The organism is Clostridium punense, from assembly GCF_017874425.1.
Lineage (GTDB): Bacteria > Bacillota > Clostridia > Clostridiales > Clostridiaceae > Clostridium_J > Clostridium_J punense.
Map to the genome: position 1 here is coordinate 86,040 of NZ_JAGGLL010000016.1, position 22,650 is coordinate 108,689.

The 22,650-nt window shown below is 31.5% G+C and carries 31 protein-coding genes; 22 read left to right on the forward strand and 9 right to left on the reverse strand.

Annotated features, from left to right (window positions below):
• The first annotated feature begins 60 nt into the window (after positions 1-60).
• The 15 genes from J2Z44_RS11215 (at position 61) to J2Z44_RS11285 (ending at position 7,948) form a co-directional block, all read left to right on the forward strand.
• Complete coding sequence (locus J2Z44_RS11215) at positions 61-693, forward strand: hypothetical protein (RefSeq protein ID WP_021285660.1); 633 nt, start codon at positions 61-63, stop codon at positions 691-693.
• Between the two features lie 35 nt (positions 694-728).
• A complete protein-coding gene (locus tag J2Z44_RS11220; RefSeq protein WP_021285661.1) occupies positions 729-950 on the forward strand; it encodes a PF20097 family protein in 222 nt (73 codons plus the stop codon).
• Between the two features lie 187 nt (positions 951-1,137).
• Complete coding sequence (locus tag J2Z44_RS11225) at positions 1,138-1,317, forward strand: hypothetical protein (protein ID WP_021285662.1); 180 nt, start codon at positions 1,138-1,140, stop codon at positions 1,315-1,317.
• A gap of 13 nt (positions 1,318-1,330) precedes the next feature.
• Entirely contained in the window at positions 1,331-1,618 is a 288-nt protein-coding gene (locus J2Z44_RS11230) for a hypothetical protein (RefSeq protein WP_021285663.1), read from the forward strand.
• A 291-nt stretch (positions 1,619-1,909) separates the two neighbouring features.
• Positions 1,910-2,227, forward strand: coding sequence for a hypothetical protein (locus tag J2Z44_RS11235; RefSeq protein ID WP_021285664.1), 318 nt, complete (start codon positions 1,910-1,912; stop codon positions 2,225-2,227).
• 55 nt (positions 2,228-2,282) lie between these two features.
• Entirely contained in the window at positions 2,283-2,654 is a 372-nt protein-coding gene (locus J2Z44_RS11240; protein WP_021285665.1) for a hypothetical protein, read from the forward strand.
• 28 nt (positions 2,655-2,682) lie between these two features.
• Complete coding sequence (locus J2Z44_RS11245) at positions 2,683-3,042, forward strand: hypothetical protein (protein WP_021285666.1); 360 nt, start codon at positions 2,683-2,685, stop codon at positions 3,040-3,042.
• Between the two features lie 152 nt (positions 3,043-3,194).
• On the forward strand, positions 3,195-3,530 hold the full coding sequence (locus J2Z44_RS11250; protein WP_021285667.1) for a hypothetical protein: 336 nt from the start codon (positions 3,195-3,197) through the stop codon (positions 3,528-3,530).
• Positions 3,531-3,643: 113 nt separating this feature from the next.
• Entirely contained in the window at positions 3,644-4,015 is a 372-nt protein-coding gene (locus J2Z44_RS11255) for a DUF5412 domain-containing protein (RefSeq protein ID WP_209649577.1), read from the forward strand.
• Between the two features lie 88 nt (positions 4,016-4,103).
• The gene (locus tag J2Z44_RS11260) at positions 4,104-4,487 is read left to right on the forward strand and encodes an SdpI family protein (protein ID WP_031272079.1); all 384 of its coding nucleotides are present in this window, start codon (positions 4,104-4,106) and stop codon (positions 4,485-4,487) included.
• A 174-nt stretch (positions 4,488-4,661) separates the two neighbouring features.
• Positions 4,662-4,955 (forward strand): hypothetical protein, encoded by a 294-nt coding sequence (locus tag J2Z44_RS11265; protein ID WP_021285669.1) that lies wholly within the window; start codon positions 4,662-4,664, stop codon positions 4,953-4,955.
• A gap of 39 nt (positions 4,956-4,994) precedes the next feature.
• On the forward strand, positions 4,995-5,198 hold the full coding sequence (locus tag J2Z44_RS11270) for a glycine zipper domain-containing protein (protein WP_021285670.1): 204 nt from the start codon (positions 4,995-4,997) through the stop codon (positions 5,196-5,198).
• A gap of 77 nt (positions 5,199-5,275) precedes the next feature.
• Positions 5,276-6,550 (forward strand): methyltransferase domain-containing protein, encoded by a 1,275-nt coding sequence (locus tag J2Z44_RS11275; RefSeq protein ID WP_021285671.1) that lies wholly within the window; start codon positions 5,276-5,278, stop codon positions 6,548-6,550.
• Positions 6,551-6,741: 191 nt separating this feature from the next.
• Positions 6,742-7,332 carry a hypothetical protein gene (locus tag J2Z44_RS11280; RefSeq protein WP_021285672.1) on the forward strand — a complete coding sequence of 197 codons (591 nt, stop codon included), beginning with the start codon at positions 6,742-6,744 and terminating at the stop codon, positions 7,330-7,332.
• 268 nt (positions 7,333-7,600) lie between these two features.
• Complete coding sequence (locus tag J2Z44_RS11285; protein ID WP_021285673.1) at positions 7,601-7,948, forward strand: hypothetical protein; 348 nt, start codon at positions 7,601-7,603, stop codon at positions 7,946-7,948.
• A 205-nt stretch (positions 7,949-8,153) separates the two neighbouring features.
• Here the strand turns inward: J2Z44_RS11285 and J2Z44_RS11290 are convergent, their stop codons facing one another.
• On the reverse strand, positions 8,154-8,663 hold the full coding sequence (locus J2Z44_RS11290) for a hypothetical protein (protein ID WP_152513313.1): 510 nt from the start codon (positions 8,661-8,663) through the stop codon (positions 8,154-8,156).
• Between the two features lie 494 nt (positions 8,664-9,157).
• On the opposite strand from J2Z44_RS11290, the gene J2Z44_RS11295 reads away from it, so the two are divergent.
• Positions 9,158-10,507 carry a S41 family peptidase gene (locus J2Z44_RS11295; RefSeq protein ID WP_021285676.1) on the forward strand — a complete coding sequence of 450 codons (1,350 nt, stop codon included), beginning with the start codon at positions 9,158-9,160 and terminating at the stop codon, positions 10,505-10,507.
• Positions 10,508-10,513: 6 nt separating this feature from the next.
• A complete protein-coding gene (locus J2Z44_RS11300; protein ID WP_209649578.1) occupies positions 10,514-11,443 on the forward strand; it encodes a DUF2268 domain-containing putative Zn-dependent protease in 930 nt (309 codons plus the stop codon).
• A 79-nt stretch (positions 11,444-11,522) separates the two neighbouring features.
• Here the strand turns inward: J2Z44_RS11300 and J2Z44_RS11305 are convergent, their stop codons facing one another.
• Positions 11,523-12,545: a PTS sugar transporter subunit IIC gene (locus J2Z44_RS11305; RefSeq protein ID WP_021285679.1), complete on the reverse strand. Its 1,023-nt coding sequence runs from the start codon at positions 12,543-12,545 to the stop codon at positions 11,523-11,525.
• Positions 12,546-13,046: 501 nt separating this feature from the next.
• Here J2Z44_RS11305 and J2Z44_RS11310 point away from each other — a divergent pair.
• From J2Z44_RS11310 to J2Z44_RS11320, 3 genes are all read left to right on the forward strand, one after another.
• Positions 13,047-13,772 (forward strand): Fic family protein, encoded by a 726-nt coding sequence (locus J2Z44_RS11310; RefSeq protein WP_021285680.1) that lies wholly within the window; start codon positions 13,047-13,049, stop codon positions 13,770-13,772.
• 291 nt (positions 13,773-14,063) lie between these two features.
• Complete coding sequence (locus J2Z44_RS11315) at positions 14,064-14,654, forward strand: sigma-70 family RNA polymerase sigma factor (RefSeq protein ID WP_021285681.1); 591 nt, start codon at positions 14,064-14,066, stop codon at positions 14,652-14,654.
• Positions 14,654-15,676: a DUF4179 domain-containing protein gene (locus J2Z44_RS11320; protein WP_021285682.1), complete on the forward strand. Its 1,023-nt coding sequence runs from the start codon at positions 14,654-14,656 to the stop codon at positions 15,674-15,676. Before J2Z44_RS11315 ends, J2Z44_RS11320 begins: the two co-directional genes overlap by 1 nt.
• A gap of 334 nt (positions 15,677-16,010) precedes the next feature.
• Here the strand turns inward: J2Z44_RS11320 and J2Z44_RS11325 are convergent, their stop codons facing one another.
• Complete coding sequence (locus J2Z44_RS11325; protein ID WP_209649579.1) at positions 16,011-16,829, reverse strand: rhomboid family intramembrane serine protease; 819 nt, start codon at positions 16,827-16,829, stop codon at positions 16,011-16,013.
• Positions 16,830-17,230: 401 nt separating this feature from the next.
• On the opposite strand from J2Z44_RS11325, the gene J2Z44_RS11330 reads away from it, so the two are divergent.
• A complete protein-coding gene (locus tag J2Z44_RS11330) occupies positions 17,231-18,250 on the forward strand; it encodes a hypothetical protein (protein WP_021282381.1) in 1,020 nt (339 codons plus the stop codon).
• Positions 18,251-18,611: 361 nt separating this feature from the next.
• Here J2Z44_RS11330 and J2Z44_RS11335 read toward each other — a convergent pair whose 3' ends face one another.
• The 5 genes from J2Z44_RS11335 to J2Z44_RS11355 all read right to left on the reverse strand — a co-directional run bounded on the left by J2Z44_RS11335 (position 18,612) and on the right by J2Z44_RS11355 (position 20,768).
• Positions 18,612-18,983: a pyridoxamine 5'-phosphate oxidase family protein gene (locus J2Z44_RS11335; RefSeq protein WP_209649580.1), complete on the reverse strand. Its 372-nt coding sequence runs from the start codon at positions 18,981-18,983 to the stop codon at positions 18,612-18,614.
• Positions 18,984-19,010: 27 nt separating this feature from the next.
• Positions 19,011-19,646: an oxygen-binding di-iron domain-containing protein gene (locus J2Z44_RS11340; RefSeq protein WP_021282379.1), complete on the reverse strand. Its 636-nt coding sequence runs from the start codon at positions 19,644-19,646 to the stop codon at positions 19,011-19,013.
• Positions 19,647-19,958: 312 nt separating this feature from the next.
• Entirely contained in the window at positions 19,959-20,165 is a 207-nt protein-coding gene (locus J2Z44_RS11345; RefSeq protein ID WP_021282378.1) for a zinc ribbon domain-containing protein, read from the reverse strand.
• A 148-nt stretch (positions 20,166-20,313) separates the two neighbouring features.
• A complete protein-coding gene (locus tag J2Z44_RS11350; protein WP_152513228.1) occupies positions 20,314-20,568 on the reverse strand; it encodes a hypothetical protein in 255 nt (84 codons plus the stop codon).
• 59 nt (positions 20,569-20,627) lie between these two features.
• Positions 20,628-20,768: a hypothetical protein gene (locus tag J2Z44_RS11355; protein WP_209649581.1), complete on the reverse strand. Its 141-nt coding sequence runs from the start codon at positions 20,766-20,768 to the stop codon at positions 20,628-20,630.
• Positions 20,769-21,362: 594 nt separating this feature from the next.
• Between J2Z44_RS11355 and J2Z44_RS11360 the strand changes: the two genes are divergently transcribed.
• Positions 21,363-21,614: a TIGR03905 family TSCPD domain-containing protein gene (locus tag J2Z44_RS11360; protein WP_021282375.1), complete on the forward strand. Its 252-nt coding sequence runs from the start codon at positions 21,363-21,365 to the stop codon at positions 21,612-21,614.
• 145 nt (positions 21,615-21,759) lie between these two features.
• Here the strand turns inward: J2Z44_RS11360 and J2Z44_RS11365 are convergent, their stop codons facing one another.
• A complete protein-coding gene (locus J2Z44_RS11365; protein ID WP_021282374.1) occupies positions 21,760-22,431 on the reverse strand; it encodes an HD domain-containing protein in 672 nt (223 codons plus the stop codon).
• Positions 22,432-22,650 lie beyond the last annotated feature (219 nt).

Below are 22,650 nucleotides of genomic sequence, written 5' to 3' on the forward strand. Positions count from 1 at the left end.
TTGGATTTAGTAGGGTTAAGGCTTAATAATAATAAACAATTCAAATATGGAGGGAGAGAATTGAAAAATAAAGAACCTAAAAGTCTTATAGATGTGTTTAAAATTGGTGCAATTGGATTAGTATTTTTATTATTGATAGCTAAGGGCGTTGAAGGCTATAGGGTAGATAGAAAAGAGAAGGAAAGACGTATGCTAGATATATTAACCTTCACGGATATGTACTATAACTACAAAACTGAACCAATAGAGGCTTGGTTGAAAGTAGATGAAAGTTATATGCCAGATAGAGAAAAACTTAATACTTACTTTAAGGATGAAATTAAGGTAAATAAAGAAATGTATAAGGATGACAATACAACTATATATTTAGATACCATAAAAGGTGATGACAATAATTTTTTAAAATTTTACTTCAAAAAGGAAGACAAGGTTGAAAAGAACAAAGGCGAACTGGTTACTATTACCAGGGAAATGAAGGAAAATGGGCATACTATGTTTTATAATCATGAGAATTCGCCCCAAATCTATGACAAAGAGGGCAAAGTTATGGGTAATGTGAGTTTATATAGTGAATTTGGAAAAAGTGAAAACTTTACTATTTCAGTAAAAAAAGAAGACATAACAAAAATGAATTGGCCAATTAGCTTTAAAATGGATTTAACTAAGGTTGCTTATGAGAGGAAGCAGCAGTAAATATGTCTAATGGTTTTAAACGGAGGCGGATATAAATGAACTGCCCTTATTGTGACAAAGAGTTAATTGAGGGATACATTTATGGGAGTAGAGTACCTTTAGTTTGGATGCAAAAAGATAGCAAACCATTCTTAGGGTTGTTTCCTAGTGAAGCAGAAACTTTAGAGGATATGGAAAATAAATCTTTGTTTAGTGTCCCCAGAGTTAAAGCTTATAAGTGTAGTGAGTGTAAAAAGTTAATAGTAAATCTTGAATAAAATTAGAGATTTAATACTGTTAAGGGATAAAAGGAGCAAAGTAAGGCTTCAAGTTGAAAATTATATAGGGAGCCAAGGAAGAGATGTAATGTAGATTACTACTACCCAGGGTTCCTTATAATTTATAAGAATATGTATTGTAAAATTTAACTAGGAAAAATTATTAGAATTAAGGGGAGAGAGAAAGATGGAAGTAAATTATACTGTAATCCTTGTAACTATCATTAATGTTGTTCTCTGGATTGCAATTGGAGTAGCCTTGTATAAGGCAGCTAAGAGTTTCAAAAGATTTGTAGAAAGAAACAGAGAAATTGATAAAAAGGTTGATCTTATTTTGAAGAAGTTAGAAGAAGGAGACAGTAAGTAAAGGGAGTTGTAAAATGGGGGTTAAAAAAGGGGTTAATGAAATAATAAATTCAGTAAAAAATTTTGATAAGGAATTTGAAGATATATTAGAAATATCCAGAGGATGTAAGTTTTCAAATTGTAGTCATACAACTGAACCCGATTGTGCGATTAAGAAGGCGATTTGTGAAGGACTTCTCTCAGAAGAAAGGTTTAATTACTATTATAGAGTTAAGCATGAAGCAGAATATGTTTCTGAGCAAAAGAATAAAACTAAGGCTATTGACTATATGAAGCAAAAGAAACTCTTTCAAAAGCCTTAATTTAAAGGATTCTAATTTCATAATATTAATTTTGGTTTAAACTTTTTGTCAGTTGAATTATATGAGTGGAATAGGAAAGTCTATAAGAAATTGTATTGGTGGTGAGGTTTATGAGTATAAAAAAGAATATAGCTTGTAACAATTTCCATCACGTTGGAATTCTTTGAAATAACTTTTAATATTACAACTGAATAATGTTGGTCTTGGTCTAGGATTTAATAATATTATAATGGGTCAGTATATATGAAATGAATTAAGTTAATCACATAAACACTTTCGAGGGGGTATTTTATGATTTTTTCACAAATTATTTTCTATTCTCTATTAGTCTTAGGGATTGCGGAAATTGGCATAAGCTATTCAAATAGCAAACTTTTGACTAGTAATATCATGAGAAATAAGGTAGTAGAAAACAAAAGTGAATACACAAAGGAAAGCAGGAAGAGACATAAGATAAGCGGCATCATAAATTTGTTCATGGGTATATTTTATTATTTCTCAATAGGGAAATATGAGGCTGTTATATTAATTATTGGAATGTTAGCTCACGTGTTTAATGTTATGAAATTCGATAGTGAAACTCGTATTTATTTGAAAGATAAATGTTAGAAGGAATACTCTAAAAGCTAAGAGCTTCATTATAGAATCAAAGGGAGGAATAGCCTTGAAAAGACTTAGGGGTATTGTATTGTTTCTACTTTTAACCTCTTTGATTACAGGATGTTTTAGGTCAACAAAAAATAATGCTACTTCAGAAGTGCTTTTGAAGACTAACACAAATGCAGATTTTTTTATTATGGATAACACTGTATATAAAAATGCAATAGATATTGATTGGGTAAAGGGCATATCTGTTAAAGAAGGAAGTGCCTTAGGAAGAATAAATAAAACTAAGGTGAAGAGAAATTTTAAAAACTGGAATGCAACAGTGCTAGGCGTTGGCACTGAGATTTATAAACTTGAAGACAGACAAGATATAGTTTTAGCTAAGAAGGATGATAAGTATATACCTTATATTAAATACGTTGAAGGATAGGTAAAATCATTTAATATGGAGGGGAAAGTTGAAGAATACATGGTTTAAAAGGAAGAAATATATTATTAGTGGTCTTTTTATTCTTATGATGATTTTAGCTTTGGCAACAAATCCAACTAAAGAAAGTTATATGAGATTTTGGGAAAATGAATTTGGAGAGGAAATGTCCTTAGTAGGTGAAGATAAGGGATTTGTACGATATCTTGAAGTTGATGGGGATGAGAAGATACCAATAAGGGTTGAAAAGATAAACTTTTATGTATTTTCAACTTATACTCCTATTATTTATAACGAGCGCGGAGTAACACACTTGGGTATATTCGGCAAGTTTATTCGAATTTCAAAGGGGCAATTTGATTACCCTAAATGGCTAGAGCTATTTAATTAAAGATATAAGCTTAAAACTTAGGGTTTATTTGATAAGCAGACTAGGACAGAAGTAGCCTCAATAGGTTCCCAAAATTAATTTAATTGAGTTTTTGTTATAAGAAGGCTTTGCACATAATAAGATTTTAGTTTTAAAAGAGGGGATTTGTGAGTATGGAAACACGTGTAAAAATGGAAGCAGAACTTATCAAGAAACAAGCTATTATGCATATAGGGCTGTATTTTATACTTATTCCAATTGTAATTGGAATCTTAATAGGAGCTATAGTAGCTAAATTTAAACCGTATGCCCTAAAGTTAACTTTGATGATTGCAACAACTGTAAGTCTTATGTATGTCATTGTTATAACTTTAACATCCAAAAGTCTAGATAAACCTCACATAGTAATAATAGTTTCGGTGGGATGCATAGTTATTTCTAATATTTCAGCAGTGATTTCACATAAAGTTATATGTAAATTATTAAAAGAAACCGCAAGTAATTTGTAAGGGAAGTTTACTTTCAGATTCTTAAAAAGAGGAAAACCAAGGTTCAACAGCCTTAGCAGATATACTAAGGATAATTTTCAATAAATTTATAGTTGCATATTAGGGGGAAAGGCATGAAACAAATAACAAAAAAACGTCTCGCTACAGCCTTCATAATTTTCGCAGCAACCATTGGCGGGATAGTTTATTTCATTAATTGGGCATTTTATGATATTCAAAGAATTCGCGGGCAGGAGTATATTACGGAGGCAACTTCGCCAAATGGAACATATACTGTAACTGCTTCTTTAAATAATGGAGGGGCTACTACAGGGTATGCAATTTTAGGCACATTAAAGAATAATAAAAGTGGTAAGTCCAAGAATATCTATTGGAGGTATCACTGTGAAAAGGCTGATATGGAATGGCTCAATGATGAGACTATAAAGATAAATGGAGTTGAACTAAAGGTGAAAAATGAAGTTTATGACTATAGAATGGATTAGTCTAAGCTTTGTTTTTCAAGGGATAGCAATATAATAAATTAAATTTAAAGGGTTATTATATTGATTAGGCAAAAGGGGTGATGTTATGGTGTGGTTTTGGATTTTTATGATGGTTATGAATTTGTTAGTTTCCTTTACGATGATTGGCTTTGGCAAGTATTTTATTAAAGGTGGACCAAAAGATGTAAATGGGGTTTTTGGATATAGAACTTCTATGTCTATGAAAAACAAGGAAACTTGGGACTTTGCTCACCGTTATTTTGGAAGGTTGTGGCTAGTGTCAGGTACTATTATGCTAATTTTTTCTATCATAGCTATGTGCTTTGTAATTGGTAAAGAGATAGACGTTATAGGGACTTTTGGTGCCATAGTTTGCGGTGTGCAACTTGTGTTTTTGGTTGGTTCTATATTTCCTACAGAGATAGCTTTAAAGAAAGAATTTGATAAACAAGGAAATAGAAAGGAGGCATAGTTTTTGTATTATAATCATTCTTTAAATGGGAGTGTTTTGGAGGGGTTGCAAATTATAGCTATATGGTGAATAAATGTAATAGAGTAAGGGATAAAATATAGAAGTTTCTTAGGAGATTAGCTTATGATAAGTCATCATGTGAAAAACATTTAATAAGAGTAAGAGGAGAGAACTATGAAGATAAAAATTAATTTATGGTCGTTTATAATTTCTTTTGTGTGTATAGCGCTGTTTTTTATAGCAATATCAGTACAGTCAATAATTGATTTTACAACTACTTGGTTGAATATACACCCATTAAATATAGTATTGGGTATATGTATAGTTAACTGTGTGCTAGGATTTATTGGACTATCTGAAGCTACTAATTGGAAGAGGTTGTTAAGAGGATTTTCTACTATAATAATTAGCTTAGGGTTATCAGGGCTTATAATTTTCATTTTATTTATAGGATTTATGGTGGGGTAAACTTTTATATAAGTAACAGGATATAAAAGGAGGATTTTCATGGGTTTAGATAAAGATAATGATAATAAAAGTAATACTGAAGATGAAAAGCAGTCAAATAATAAGGGTACCTACCTTGCTCTTGGTATAGCGTTTGGCGCTGCTTTTGGAGTTATATTTAATAATATAGCTATAGGTGTATCTTTAGGGCTTATTATAGGAGTGGTGCTTGATGCTAATATAGGGAGTAAAAATAAGAAGTAAATTAAAGTATAATTATAAGTACAGTGAATTTAAGTAGGGTTTAAATTAAAAAGATTAAATGTGATGGGGGAATAAAAATGCATAAACAGTATATAAAGATGCTTGTATGTCCAAGTTGTCACAAGGAATTAGAGTGGCATATACAAGAGGAGAATGAAGATAGAATAATTAATGGGAAAGCCTGTTGCTTAGGGTGTAACTCAGAGTATGAGGTAAAGGATGAAATAGCAGTATTCTTAACTAATGAATTATCGAGAAATGACCTTTGGGATCAGGGGGAAAGTGCCTTAGAAAAGTTTTTTAAGGAGAATACAGAGATTTATAACAAGCTAATGAATACACCTGAAGAAGAACTCAATGGGGCTGACTACTGGTACAAGGCCACTTATTTTGAAATGAAAAGAGACTTTGCTACAAGTTCTAGAATGTTTAAAAATGCTTTTAAAAAAATATACACTGAGGATTATATTAATGGTTGGGACAGTCAAATGGAATTTGTAATTAAAAATCTTCAAGGTGAGGAACCAATTATTGATATTGCAACGGGGAAGGGCTACCTTGTTGAAAAGATCCTTACTGAGACAAAAAATTACGTTGTTGTCACAGATTTCAGTCCTACAATACTCCTAAGAAATAAAGAGTATTATAAAGCTAAGGATCTATACCAGAGGGTAAGTTTAATTGCTTTTGACGCAAGAAAAGCTCCTTTTAGAGATAACTCCGTTGTAAATATGACTAGTAATATGGGACTTCAAAACATTGAACAACCAGGAGAAGTAGTAAAGGAGCTAAATAGGATCACTAAGGATAATTTTATGTCAGTAATGTTTTTTATAAATAAAGATGATAAAAAACATATGGATTTACTTGAAAAACTCAGCACTACTGCCTATGCAACAAAAGAAAATGCAATAGAAACCTTTACAAACTCTGGATGGAATATTGAAATTTGCAATTCATTTTTAGCCAATATAAAGCCAACACCTGTGAGTGAAATTATAGAAGGATCAGGAATTGATGGCTTCCCTATAGAGGACACTGAAGTTGAGTTTTGTGTCATTAAAGCAAGAAAGCAGGAGAGCTTAGAACCTTCAATATGTAAGAAGATATCTTCCTTTGAGGAAATAATTAATCTTGAGGCATCGAAGTTAAGAGTAGTTCTTGCTGAATTTAGTAAAACAGATATAGTAAAAGCATCAATGGGGGCTTCACCACAGGTAAATCAGTTATTAAGAGATGCCTTCCAGGATATAGACTTTAATAAAGAAAGAACTGAAATTGGAAGTGTAAGAATAACTGAAGTTGAGGATATTTATGATAAAATAGTGGCTTTGATTAATTCAAGGTTGTAACATAGCAGAAATGAAAAAGTGGCTGTAAAGGAAAATATAGTCATGAAGTGTATAGCCATAAGATTTTTAAAATGAAAAGTTATTTTATTAATGTTAAAAAGCTTTGAGGGAACCAAAATAGGGCATGTATAACTTAAATCTTCACTGAGGTTTCCTATAGGGAGCTAAATAATATGGGTAGGTAAAGTTTAATGAATAAGAAATTAAAGATAGGTATTTTAGGATTAATAGTTGTGTTAGTGATTTTAATAATTAATTTTAGTACTGGGATTAAAAGTGCTGAGAAAGCAATAAAGTTATCTAGTTCTAAGCCCTTAAGTATAATACACGAGGAAAAAACTAATAGGGGAAGTATAGTATTCTATGAAACCCTAGGAGAAGATAGCCTTTCAACAGCCTTTGTTAGGAAAAGCTTAGGAAGATATAAGGTTGTTTATGATGGAGTTCAAGGGGATGTAAGTTTAGTTGCTAAAAAGTTTGGCTTAAGTAATATGTATTTTCCAACCATAGAGAAAACTTCCTTACCAATATATTTTGGACTAATTGGTAATCCTGAAATCGATCAAGTGAAAATAATGGAGAAGGGAAGAAATGTTGAGGGACAGGCAAAAATCATTGAAGCTGAAGGCAAGAAAATATGGCTAGTATATATGAATAGGTTTCAAGGGTCTGACTTTGACATTGTTGGGCTTTCATCAGATGGTAAGGAAATTGTGAAAATAGATGGGGATATATCACCCTATTATGCAGACCAAAAACCTTTTAAGAGCACTTACCAATAATTCATAAGGGCATTTGGGAGTTATGCTAGTAAAATTAGATAGAAGTTTCTAGTTGAAATTTTAGATTTACTGAGCAATATGCCTTTTTTAATTTAGGTCTATTTCAATAGTATAGTAGGATAATGAGCTTTATACATTAAGGAAAGTTTAATTTATTCAGGCTGAAAAAGCTTTAAGGGAACTAGGTTAAGACACATGTATAAGTTAAGTGTTAACTCTGGTTCTCTATAATTAAGTTTGCTTAATTATGAAATTTAGGAGGGGTAGTATGGTAGTTGAACCTTTAAATGATGTTATGTCATATTTTCATTTTGTGTTTATAGCATACATAGTGCTATTTATAATTGTGCTGGTTAATTTCTATAAAGCACTACATATAAAGAAGTTATCAGAGAATAAATATAAGAGAAGTTTTGCTGAAAAGGTTGACTTATTTATTGATGTTCTTTGTGGAATAGCAATGGCTGCAGGGATTATGTTTCAAGGGGTATTAGCAGATAATAACGCCTCAGGACATGAGGGTTGGTCAAATTGGCTTTTAGCTATAGCTATTGTAAGTTTAATTATCTTCATATTAAATGTAATTGTGGTTTTTAAAGAGAATGGAAAGTCATAGATTCCAAGCACTTTAAGTTCACTTTAAAATTTATTAAAGAAAGAATGGCGAGCCTTCAAAGTTTACTAATTAAAATTTCTTTTGGGTGCTTTAAATTCCATACAAATACTCAATATTTTACAAAAACAAAGGAATGTCATGGGAAAGTTACTGTTAATTATAGTTAACTTATCCATGACATTATACGTTTTATAGCATTTAATTTTTATTTATTAAACTTTACAGTAACATTCTTAGATGCATCATTACTTCTATAAAGTATCATAACTTCATCTTCATTTACCCAAGACATTTTATAACTCTTACTAGAGAATGTTTTATATCCGCTTAGTGGAGAACAGGGTAATTTCCTTTTAAAGATATAGTATTTTTGCTCATATAACCAGCTACTTCCATGGCGTAATGATGAGTATTCTTCTATAATTAATGCATTTTTTTCATTGGGAGAATAGAATACCATTTGGGTGCTTACTAAACTAGAACCTATATTCCATAGATTTAAACCCAAATATAGAAAAATAAGAATATGAATAAAAAAATAAAGCTTTTCTTTTTTTGCAACTATAAGTCCAATAGTAACTATGACTAAAGTAATTATAGTTGTAAGGTAATTGATTATCAAACTAAGTCCATATTCGTGGCTTATTTTTAGTAAGACAAGCTTTATAATTATTAAAGCTATAAAAACTCCGTAAAGCACATGTTTCCTCCTCATTTACAACCTCCGCAATAATTTAGATTAGTTCACTGATTTAATTCAAGTTAACCCTCGGATAGATACTGTTCTCAGAAATTATGTTAGCTGAATACTCATTTATCCATTGAAAATTGGATTAAGCAATGCTAAAACTTATAGCATTATCTATAGTTCCATGATTAAAGGGCTTTTTAAATATGATGTGCTTTTTTAAGTATAGGGGACTAATGCCAATGTTGAACCCTGAAAGCTCTGAAACTATTATGGTATTTGTTTTATCCAATCAAAAACCATTAAAAGCAGAGTAAACATAACTTGCTACCATCAAAGTACCTTAATATAAATTTTAGCAATGACATTGTATAAGTCAATAAGTATTAAGTAAAATAAAGAAGTTGTGTAAAATATTTACATAAATCTATATGTAATGGTACAATTTTACTAGGGGAACTAGTTGCTATGTTAATTAACTCTTTATTATGACATAGCTAAGGTAAAAAAGGGGGATATATATGTTTAAATTTATGAAAAAAGGGATTTCCATAGGTCTTATTATATCTGTGGCTCTATCATTATCAGCTTGTAATAAACCAAAGACTGAGGAGGTAGCTACAAATGGAGTTAGCTCAAATGAAACAAGGAAACTTACAAAGGAACAATGGAGTGAGGATATTGATTATTTAAAGGAAACCTTGGAAAAGAATCATAAAAATTTATATCATAAGATTACAAAGGAAAATCTAGAAAAACAATGTAATGATTTAAAGAAAGAGCTGAATAAACTAACAGACCTTCAAGTTAAGTTGAGACTGAAAGAAATAGTTGCATCTATTGGGGATGCTCACACCACATTGAGTATTGGGACCGATGAAAGTATAGCTGTTTATCCAATATGTGTAAGCTGGTTTGGCGAAGAATTAAAAATTGATGCTACTGATGAGGAACATAAAGATATTATAGGAAAAACTTTAATTGCAATAGACAATACTCCTATTAATGAAGTAATGGCTAAGATGAATAAAATGGTTTCTCATGAAAATCAGCAGTGGTTAAAGGTTTTAAATATTAGTTACTTGAATAGGCCACAGATATTAGAAGCACTAAAAATAATAAAGGGCAATGAAGCTAAATTTACTGTTAAGGATGCTAAAGGTATAGAAAGTACTATTACGTTAACAGCTAAAGAATTAGAAGAGAAAGACTTAATAACTGTACAAGACTCCTATACTGAAAAGCCAGTAAGCAGTCAATATGATGAAAATGATCCAAATTGGCAGCTTTACTGGTATAAGTATATTCCAGAAGATAAAATATTGTATTTTCAGTATAACCAATGCATTGATAGGCAGATTGCAAAGGAGTATGGAGAAAAAAATTACGAGCAGCTACCAAACTTTCATGAATTTACTGATGGTTTAATTAAGGAGCTTAAAGAAAAAGAGGTAGATAAGTTTGTCATAGATTTAAGAAATAATGCTGGTGGTAATTCAAGATTAATGGATGACTTTATAACGCAGCTCAATGATGTAAAAAAGCTTAGGGATAAGGGGAAAGTTTTCGTAATAACAGGTAGGCAAACCTTTTCTTCAGGGGTAATAGCTTGTAATAGTCTTAATAAGTCTACTAATGCAATTTTCTTTGGGGAGCCTACCGGGGGAAATGTGAATGGCTATGGATATATGCACATGTTTACCCTTCCAAATTCTAAATTAGAAGCTTACTATTCAACTGACTACTTTGATTTAGATCCAAGTTATAAGGACAGCTTTGTACCAGATGTAATTGTAGAGCAATCTTTTGATAATTACTTAAAAGGAATAGATGATGTTTATGAGGCTGTAAAGGCCTACGGGAAGGAATAATGGAGAATGAAGAAAAAGTTTAGGATCTTAACTTGTATTGCTCTAATAATGGCTACTACATTAAGTGTTAGCTGCAGTACCAAAGCAACAAAAAGTACTAATACAAGTAAAATGCAGTTAGATACAGGAGATAATATTGTATTTTGTGACAAGTACTTAGAGGACTATATTAAAAAAAGTGATAATGGGATTTCAGAGAACTTATTTAATAAAACTGTTTTTCAACCTATAAAAAAGGAATACGCTGTGGATGCTAGAGCATTGTTTGATAAAACCATCGAGGATACAAAGGGGTTAGAGAACGATTTAGAGTGTTTAAGAAAAGAAAAAGGTGAAATAGAAGGTATAATTGAAAAAAGTTTATCTAAATGCAAGGAAATGCTACCTGAAAGTGAGAAGTTTTCAATATATGTTCTAGTTGAAGATCCAAAAATATATAAGATGTTTAAAGAGTCTGTAAGAGCTATGACTCCAAAGTCAGGAATAATGATTTTAGTAGTAAGTCCATCACAGAAGGATTATAAAGAAAAATTACAACATGTAATTGCTCATGAGTATTGTCATAGTATGGATAAAAGCTGCTTGGGAGAATCAAATATGCTAGATAGCATTATCAGTGAAGGAAAAGCTGAAAGCTTCGCAAATATTGCATTTCCAGAGGTCAAGTTAAGATTGTCTGCTGATTTGGGTAGAGATGAAGAACTAAAAGTATGGACAGAAATTAAAGATAAGCTTTCAAGTAAAGATGGTAGTTTTATAGGTCCTATATTAAATGGAACTAAGGAAGGGGTGCCTGAATTTGCTGGATATAGATTAGGTAACAAAATAGTTAAACAGTTTATAGAGAAAAACCCTAATACAAGTATTCAACAGTGGATTGATATAAAGCCAGAAGAGTTGTTTGAAAAAAGTCAGTATGCAGATAATTGGAACTAGATATAAGTAAGTAAAAATATTAGCAAGTTACAAATAAGAAAGTGCTATCCACTTATAGCTGCGGATGGCACTTTTTTTCTTATAAATCTAGCTTCATATCTCCATATTTAATCCAACCTTTTTTACGCATAAATTCTGAAATTAGAAGACTTAAAAGTGCTGGAGCTATAATATGAAGGATTAATATTAACAAAAGAGAGCTTGTTCCCATGGCTTCAACTGTAGCAAACTGTCCAACAAGGCCACTAGTGCCCATTCCTGCACCTACAGGGGTGTTTCTCATCTTAAATATAGCAGAACCAATAGGACCTAGGATGGCACTTGCAAGGGTTGGCGGAATCCATATCATAGGATTTCTGATGATATTGGGAACTTGAAGCATAGAAGTTCCAAGACCTTGAGCGATTAATCCGCCAAAACGGTTTTCTCTATAACTACAAATTGCAAAGCCTACCATTTGAGCGCAGCAGCCGATTGTTGCTGCACCAGCTGCAAGACCATTTAACTTCAAGGAGATTGCTAGAGCTGCACTGCTAATAGGAAGGGTTAAAACCATCCCCATAATGGTAGAAACCAAAATTCCCATAGGAATAGGCTGAAGCTCTGTGGCATAGTTAATCATTCCACCTAAGGTGGTCATTAAGGAAGACATAAAAGGACTTATAAAAGAAGCTGTAATTCCCCCGGCAATAATGGTAGTGGCAGGAACTACTATTATGTTTAGTTTTGTTTTTCCATGAACAAGTCGCCCAAGCTCCGCTCCAATTAGTGCTGCAACAAGAGCACCCACAGGCTCACCTACTCTAATCCCATAAGCGCCGTTAGCCCCTGCAAGGAGAGTTTGAGCTCCAAGAGTTCCAGTAATAATAGAGGAAAAAATAGCCAGAACAGGAGCTTTGATACCATAGGCTACAGCGGCTCCAATAGCTGGCCCCATCATTAACTGAGCCACTTTGCCAAACTCCACTAGCATTGGGATTCCAGCCTTTTCCCCAATTTGTTTTAAAATTAATCCAATTATAAGAGAGGCAAAAAGCCCTTGAGCCATATAGTTTAACACATTGATTATATAATCTTGTATAGGATGTTTTTTCTTTTCCATAATAACTCCTTATTTTAGTAATTTATTTTTGAAATATACCAAGGTTATTTATACTAGTAGGGGTGAGTATTAAGACTCATAAACTAAAAAATAATTAACTACAATCAATAAGTGAGCTAACGCCAATTGGTCTTAGGTGAGTTAAATTATAAATAACAGTCATTGCATAATCAATGGAAGGTTACTCATTTATTAATATAAGCATAAATTTAAGCTTTATAATTTAACAATGATTTAAATTTTATTAGAGTCAACCAATAATGAAATTTCTAAGTGAAAACTTTAGAACATAACCTTAGTATTCTCTAAATTTTAAATTTTAGCAGGTAATTTCTAGCTATTTTGTTAGAGATTTTTGTGAGATAATAATAAGTATAATAGAACTTATTAGTATAACAATTATATATATTGACTTAAAAAGATTTCTTATATATAAACATCTTAATTAATAAAAAATATAATTACAATTATTAATATAACCTGCAGGGAGTGATATAGATTATGTTTGAAAGTATAGATGAAAAGAAAACGCTACTGGATAGTAAAAGACCTTTACCAGAGTACACAGTTAAAAGTATAAGAGAAAACTTATTTTTAGAATGGACATATAACTCTAATGCAATTGAAGGGAATACATTAACACTATTAGAAACAAAAGTTGTTTTAGAGGGAATAACAATTGGTGGAAAAACCATCAGAGAACATTTAGAGATAATAAACCATAAAGAAGCCATACTTTATATAGAAGATATAGTAAAAAACATGGAAGCTTTTTCAGAGTGGCAAATAAAAAATATTCATAGACTAGTACTTAAAGGAATTGATGATAATTATGCCGGAAACTATAGAGATCAACAGGTAATTATTGCAGGAGCCAAGCACATTCCACCAGAGCCATTTTTAGTTAGAGAGAAGATGGAGGAGTTTATTAAGTGGTACAATAATGAAGCTGTAAAACTTCATCCATTGGAAAGAGCCGCTTTAGTTCATATCATATTTGTTGGAATTCACCCTTTTATTGATGGAAATGGTAGAACTTCAAGATTACTTTTGAACTTAGAGTTAATGAAGAATGGATATCCACCAATTGTAATAAGGGTTGAAAATAGACTTAAATATTATGCTGCTTTAGATAAAGCTCATACAACTGGCGATAACAACGACTTTATTGAACTTATAAAAGGAGAGGTAAACAAGGCTTTAGATTTATACTTAAAGTTTATTTAGAACTTTTCTAAGATTGAGTTATATTTGTATAGTTATATAAGAAAAGACCTCATTGGGTTCCCAATAGGGTCTTTTCTTATATACTTTGCATTACAAATAGCAAAGTATAATGATTTATGACCTGCTCAATGAGAATTTATTATTAATTGGAGATATAAATCGCTTAGATAAAACAGACAGAAATGAAGTTTAAAATAAAAAAAGTTATTTTCCTGCAACTTTTGGATATCCACGGAAGTCTAATCTACGTAAATACAATCTAGATTGAATTTGATTATGGGAGGTGGAGTAGTGGAAAGTATTTTTACTTACTCCTTGAAGAAAATTATAAAAGCTGGCTTTAAAGATAGAAATAAAGATTCCCAAATAGGTTTAGTTAAAGAAGCAATAAGTGGATGCAAAGAAGCCTTTACTACCTTAATAGATATGAATAAAGAATACCTTTATAAGACAGCCTTTCTTTACATGAAAAATGAAGAAGAGGCAATAGAAGTTTACCAAGAAACTGTGTATAAGGCTTATATAAACCTTAATAAGCTTAAAAAACCAGAGTTTTTCAAAACCTGGCTCACTAGAATACTAATTAATAATGCAAACGATAGGCTAAAAGCAAAAGACAGATATTCATCAGTGGAGGGTATTGAAGAAAATGGTATAGATGAGAATTATGAAATGGTTTCTTTAGAAGAAAAAATAGACCTATATAGTGCTATAGATTCTTTATCTTCACAGTATAAGACGGTTATTATATTGAAATATTTTCAAGACTTACCTTTAAAGGACATAGCCTTAGCTATGGAGTGTCCAGAAAATACAGTAAAGTCTTATTTGCATAGAGCTAAAGCTCAATTACTAACTAAGCTCGAAGGGAGAGAAAGTTAATGAGTGGATTTGAAGATATAAAATTACCAGATAATATAGATGAAATAACCAATAGGGCTATTTCAGAAGGAGAAAAATATATGAAAGTAAAATCAAAGAGAAATAGAAATATAGCCATGGCAGCATCTTTGGCTTTGGTGGCACTTATGGGAATTGCAACTCCAGTATTAGCAGAAAAGGTTAATATTCCAAACAATATTTTTGAACAACTTAAAAGAGATGATAGCATAAGTGAGAAGGATTTTATACTTAAAGGCAATCATTATAAGTATGCTGAGGCAGTAAATCAAGAGGTAAAGAATAATGGAATTGCTATGAAAATAACTGAAATAGCTTGTGATGGAGCTAATATATTTATATCCTATGCAATTACCATGGATAAACCTTTTTCTCACGGAGGATATTCGGGGATTTTAACAGAGGATGAAAAAATAGCAGTGGACTTTTGGAGTGGGAGGTTGCAAAGCGGTTCAGGTATTGAAGGAAAGTTTATTGATGAATTTAATTTTATGGGAGTAGAGACAATTGATTTAGCTCCAATAACTTCAAAGGGGGTAGAAATACCAGATAAGTTCAACTTAGAAATAAAAATTGGGAAGTTAATAGAAGAACTTTGGAATAACAAAGACAAGGTGCAGTATGGTAAAAATAAAATAGCAGGACCTTGGAATTTTAAGATAGAAGTAACTAAAAACACTTCAGAAGTTAAGGAAGTGAAGAAAGAGCAAGTTGATGGTGAAGTGAAATTTAATAAGATAATTGTAACTCCTACTACTACAGATATAGAGCTCACAATTCCAAAGAGCTACCCAGATGGAGTAGTTGTAGTTGCTCGTGATGATAATGGTCATGGTTTGCAACCAACCCATGCTGAAAAAATAAGTAGTAATGATAAGGAATACATTGAGATGACAAAGTTTTCAGCTGTAAGTGAGGGAGCAAAGTTTGTAACTATTAAACTTGTAGATAAAAATGACCCAGAACTAAAGGTTCTCAATGAGTTTACAGTCCCAATTGAGTAGATGTTAGTGGGGCAAAGGGATTATGTTAGGAACATACTTGTGCATGATTATATGCAAGTAAATGGAAGAAATAATACTTGATATTTTGCTTAATTATTTAGAGGATTTTGGGAAGTTTTTAAATTATATAAATGGATGGATAATAAAACAGCAGGGATAGCTAAGCCCCTGCTGTTTTGCATTATTCTTTATTTAGGCATCTTCAAAAAATAAATAAGTCAATCTGATCGTCTATTTTGTGATATACTGCGTCAACAGAACCCTTAGATAGCCCCACTATCTGCGGAACCTGTTTCCTTGTCTATTACAAAATATCCTTCACATTTTGGACTTGTTATTTATTTTCAGATGCCTTATCTTCTTTTATATGTTCATGATTTAATAAGTGTTCTGAACAGTAAGCATGGTGACCATCACACTTTGAGCAGTACCTAAATTCCATATTAGGGTGAGATTTTTCCGTAGCACCGCATATAGAGCATCTGTAGATGTATATAACTTTAGGTCTATTATCCTTGAAGTTTTTCCTGTTATTAACAACCTTTTTTCTTGTGTTAACATGAGATAACATGTCTTTTCCAAAGAATAAGAAGAAATTTATAAAAGCGGCTATAATTACTAGCTTTATAGTAAATGGTCCTCCAATGAAGTCTTTCAAAAGTAAAAGCACATCAATTAAGGCTAAATACTTAACCTTTAAAGGTAGTACAAAGAAAAGCATTAGTTCATAGTTAGGATAGATGTAAGCAAAAGCTAAAAATAAAGACATATTTAAATATTCAGCATAGCCTATTCCCCCACCTAAGAAGGCTGCGATTATTGTACCTATAATTCCAGTAAGGTAGTAAATGTTGAACTTAAAGCTTCCCCATTCCTGCTCTAGAGCAGAACCTAACATATAGTAAAAATAGAGAGTAAACAGTATCCAAAAGGTGCTTCTATATGGAGGGAGAAAAATAAAGGTGAAAAGTCTCCACACCTGTCCTTTAAGCACAAGGCTAGGAACAAGTGCCAACCAGCTTGCTAGATATCCTTTAGGGAACACCACATAGGCAATTAAGTATACTGCAAAGTTTAAAATTACAATATATTTCATTAAATCTCTGATTGCATATCTTCCGTATTTTCTTTCTAATTTGTCCAAGAAGTTCATAACTATATCTCCTTTCGTAGTTCAAAGTAGTTAGAGGTAAAAATGAAAAAGTAATGGTTATAGTTAAAACTCAAGAAGTTACTTATGATTTTTAATCACATTTTTTACTATTCACTTTTAGTTTTTACTTATTCACAACTTAATTGATTTGTATTACTGAAAAGTAAATTGGTACTTTCCTTTAAAGCCTTAATTATCTAAAGATTTTATAGCCTCAAAATAATAATTCTACTAGGAAGCTAATAGTAAGACTATTTTACCATTAATTAGAAGTTTTGATAAGAGGAATTTATCTTATTATATGAAAGTATACTCTAATATGAGGAAATTTTATAGCTATATATTAAGTTTCTAAAAGTTGCTATGGGACAACTGTAAAAACTAAGAAAGTAGGGAAGGAAATGAACTGGAAAGCATTTTTGGGAAAGAAAGATTTTAAAATTGTAGTAGGCTTGGAAATAGTAGTATTAGTAGCAATTGTAGGGTTTACTATGTACAGTCACAACAAGAATTCTGAAAAGATGGTAATGGGAGGCGTTTTTAAGAACCAAGTAATTCATAAGGAAGGGGAGAAGGTGGAAAATAAGGAGCCAGTAATGGATATGGAAAAGTTTTTTCGTCCTTCAAAATCTCCTGCCATTAATGATAGGGTAAAGGATTATAAATTTTTTGATGAGTTTTATGGGAAAAGTCCAGATAAGATTACAGTACCAAGTGATATGTTAAAAACTCCTGAAGATACAATCATAAATTATTTTAGTATATTAAAAGAGGGAGCTGGAAACATTGAAGAAGGCAAGTATGCAGGGTGCGGCTCTCTAGGTACAGGCTCAGCACCTTATCCCATAGCCTATAATTTTTTAAGTACAGATTATAAGAAAAAATTGAGTTATAAGGATTATCTAGAGTCCTTTAAAAATATACTCCATATAAGTTTATTAAAGGTGAAGGAAGTTCCTAAGAGGGAGGATCATCCTAATAGCATACCTTACTTTTTTGAAATTGAAACCATTGAAGGTACTGATAAGGGAATGGGGCAATTTGCTTATTATTATGGTTTTATTTACTTAATAAAAGAAGGCAAGGATTATAAAATTTCTGATATAGACATTCGTGGAGAAAACTATCTTTGTGCTCCTTACCATGGTTGGTCTTATGACGGAGAAGCTGTGGTAGGTATTAAATATGGAGACTGGTGTTCTTTAGTTAAAGAAAGATTACCTGTGGAAACTGAGGGATATGTGAAAAGTGTTCCCTTTAAAGGAACAGATGGTAGTGATTATCTTATAAAGTTTTTCACACTAACCAATGGTACAGATGTGGAAGTTGGTCAGTATAAGAAAAACTCTAAGGGTGAATGGGAAGCGATAACTCTTAATCCAGAGAAATGCTTAGATAAGGCATCTTCAAAAAATAAATAAGTCAATCTTCTCGTCTATTTTGTGCTATACTTCGTCAACAGAACCCTTTGATAGCCCCACTATCTGCGGAACCTGTTTCCTTGTCGGCACAAGCTTGCTTGTGAACTCAGAATATCCTTCACATCTTTGACTTGTTATTTATTTTCAGATGCCTAATAAAAAGCAGTAGAAGTTTACAGAATACTGAGCTCGAATATACTCTTTCACAAACTTATTTTTCAAAGGAATAATTTAACGGTAAAGTAGTTAACCATAATATTAATAAACCATGCATAAAGGAAAATTAATTCTTCTATTATGCATGGTTTTAATGTTATTTAAGTCTTTTGTGTATTACAAAACAATCATAATTATTTTATAATTATAGTGTTTGGGTTATGGCTGAGGGTCTTATTTCAAGAACAGCTCTTGCCCAAGGAAAACTTTCTTTAGTTTTATTAAATCTAGGACCTTCATAAATTATTGATCCGGTACCTTCAATTAAAAAGCCAGTTCCCTTTGAGTGGAATCCTTCAACTTCACGACTTCCTATAGTTACGAGAACTTTATTATTTTCCTGAAGATTAGCTTCAGTAACCTTCATTCCACCTACGGGAATAAGCAAAGTCTCATCTGTAGTTATTTTTACGTAGCTATTCCAAGAGTTAACTAAATGAGCGCCTGCTTTTCCTTCTGTGGCAATTGCAACAACACTTTCATGGCTTAATACTTCCAATAACTTTTTAGGTATCAATTTGTATCCCTCATTTCATAAATAATGTTAAAGTTTAACACAAGGACCATGGCCAGTAGCAATAAACTTAGGAGTCAGCTTACCTAAGGTCTCTTGAAGTTCCAATCTTCTATTAGGATCAGGAACTTGAAGAGGTGTAATATTAGCTACTTCTTCCTGCCAACTGCCTTCTATTATGGCATTATCGGCTTTTCCAAGACGAAACATTAAATCGCTGCTAAAGAGTATTCCACGTTTATTTTCTATCATAAGCAAACCTTCCCATAAATGCATTTCAGAAAAGTAGCTTATAAATTCTAACTCATAATCTTTTGTAACAAGCTTTTCACCAGGCTTTTTAACTAGTACTTTGCTAGTAATTCCAAAGCCACTAAGCTGTCTTGCTGTAATTTCTGAGCAAACTGCCTTGGCTTCTGGAAAGTGCTTTAATATTAAGGAAAGTGCACCACATTCATCAGACTCAAAATGGGAAATGAAAATATAGCTTAATTTCTTATCATTAAGAGCTGTTTTTAGTTGGGGTAATAATGCCTCACCTTGTTGCATAGCACCTGTATGAACTAAAACAGATTCTTCAGCTTGTAATAAATACTGATGAAAGGTAAGATCTATAGGTGGTACGTAGGTACTGAATTGGTATAAATCATTATAAATAATTGACATAGTGAATCTCCTTTTAATGCTGTAATTGTTCTTATATAGTATTTTAGCATATTAACTTTAATATAGCGTAGTCATTTAATGTTAAAACTAATAGGTGAAACACGTAGTAAAGCATAAATTTCTACATTATATATCTTAGAAAAATATCCTATGTAAATAGTTTTATGGCAGAATTAAGTTAGATAGAGGGCTATAGTTTATATTCTACATAATTCAACAACAATTATACCTAAAGAAATTTTGCTAGAAAAAAACACTTCAGTTATGAAGTGCTTTTTAAAAGGATAATATATTTAGTTTAAGCATTTTAAGTTAACGATCAAATCTAGTTAAAGAACCATTATAGAAAAACTCTGTGTGCCTACAATTAGGACAAACATAAATATCAAACACTAAATGCTCTTCAACATCAAAAAGTGCACTAAGAAGACCTCTGTTATTATCCTGAGAATCAAATCTATACTCCTTTAAATATTCCATTTTACCGTTACATCTTAAGCATTGCATGTTGTTTTCCATTTTTACATATCCTCCTTTTAATAAGTGATAGAATTTTATTTTATTAACCTTTAAAATTAAAAGTTTTTAGCCAAAACATATAGTAGCTATAAAGAATCAACATAAAAAGGGTCACAGGTCTTTTCCCCTAAGTATTTATAATATAAGATTATAGAGAAGGATCTTTATAAAGATTTTTAACTACAATCCCTCTTTGGGTAAGTTCCCCAAGTAGAATTTCAAAATCTTGCCTATATAGGAGGTTAGCACGAATTTCTAATTCCTTTTTATAAAAACCGGCAACTGGTATAATAAAAAGCTTATCAGCAGTAATTTCAGCATAGGAGATACTAGAAAAACTAATTTCATAGAAAGGAATAGCTAAGCCTCTATAAATAAGCAAATAATCTGAAATAATTTTCACATAAGACTTCTTTGGTAAAGAGAGAGAATGGATAGCAAGCATAGTACTTAAAACTATTATTATAAAGAATAGTATAGGCAGTGGGAAAAAATCGAAAAGAACAATAGCTGAAAGGAATAGATTATAGCTACTACAAGCCATATGATACCAGCTGCTAAGTGTGTTCCTGAGTTTTTGAATTTTAACTCAATATTCTGCATTTAAACCCTCCATGTTATTAGTTTTACAACAACTTATATATATATTATAACATTTATTTACATAAAATTAGTAAGAAAATTGAAAAAATGTTTCTTAGATTCCATAAAGGAGATATCTTCCATAAGAAAAGCTTCAGTGGTTAAAAGTTCACTGTAATAGGGATTTCTTCAAAAGACGTAGAGGAGTTAAATACAATTAAAATAGAAGAACACTGAGTTATTAAGAGTTTCTATATATATGTCCTAATAAACAAACTACACAATAATACTTAGAGTGGTCTATGTTTCATAACAGTTTGAATATAGAAAGTTAATTAGAACTAATATATTTATAAATATATTAAATTAGGAGAGATAAGTATGTAATTAATAAATGAACATTGATTATATTTTACAATACTTAATATTAGCTCTTGATATTTTGTGAAAGTGAATTTATATTTTATATGTATACATAGGTGTCTAGGGTGAAAATTTATCTTATTTATAGTCAAGTTCATCCATCTTTAAAGGCCTTAAGAGAACAAGGTAACAGTAGTACGGAGTTAAGTTTTAACTTTGGTTACCTATATTTAGAAGTGGGGGAGTATTATAATGGAATACACTTATAAGACAAGCGGTTGCTGTGCAACTGAAATAAACTTTCAAGTAGAAAATGATATTTTAAAAAAGGTTTCCTTTGTTAAAGGATGTCCAGGAAACACTAAAGGACTAGCAAGCCTTCTTGAAGGCATGGATGTAAAGGAAGTAGTAAAAAAACTAAAGGGAACTCCTTGTAGAACGGAAACTTCTTGCCCAGACCAATTAGCTTGTGCTTTAGAAGAATTAGTTTTAAAAAATATCTAATAAACAAAGCTATATGAAATTAAACCCCTATGCCTAAAAGGTATAGGGGTTAATTTCATACAGTGGCAATAGAAGACTATCTTGTGCATTGCTTCATGGTATTATAATTAGAGGGATTTAGTTTAAAGAATGTGACCAGATACGGCTAAATTACTCCATTCCACTCATTATAAAATTGATCTAAAAACTCTTCCATGTAACTATGTCTTTTCTCAGCCACTTTTTTAGCAGTTTCAGTATTCATTAAGTCCTTTAAAAGAAGGAGCTTTTCATAAAAATGATTTATAGTTGTTCCTTTAGAGTTTGCATAAGCTTCAAAGCTTTCATGAAGCTGAGGCTTTATATCAGGGTTATACATTTCATGTCCCTTGTGGCCGCCATAAGCAAAGGTTCTTGCAATTCCAATAGCACCTATGGCATCAAGTCTATCTGCATCTTGAACTATCATACCTTCAATAGTACTCATCTTTGATTCAACTTTAGCACCCTTAAAAGAAATAGTTGCAATTATTTCACATACAGCACTTATAACCTCTTCCTCAACCGTTAACTTTTCCAGAAACTCTCTTGCAACCCTAGGGCCAACGGTTAAATCACCACCATGGAATTTATGGTCTGCAATATCATGAAGTAGTGCTCCAAGCTCTACTATATAGGAATTACAAGTTTCACTTTTAGCTAAGGCTTTTGCGTTATTCCAGACTCTATAAACATGCCAGTAGTCATGACCAGAACCTTCTCCGTATAGAGTTTCTTTAACGAAAGCTAAGGTTTTATCAATAACTTTTTCTTGAATTTCTGTATATGTACTATTCATAAATCTCACTCCTTATTTTAAAATTTTTTAGGTAGACAAAGTTAAGCCTTCAGTTATATATAAAGGTTTATGTTGCTTCATAAGGCTTTTGGAGATAAATAATATTTATGGTTATCTTAAAATACACCACTTTACAAGTAATTTAAAATTACCAAAAAATACAACGTACCAAACGCCTTCTAGATATCAATACTAATCTTGTGAACACCAATATTGATA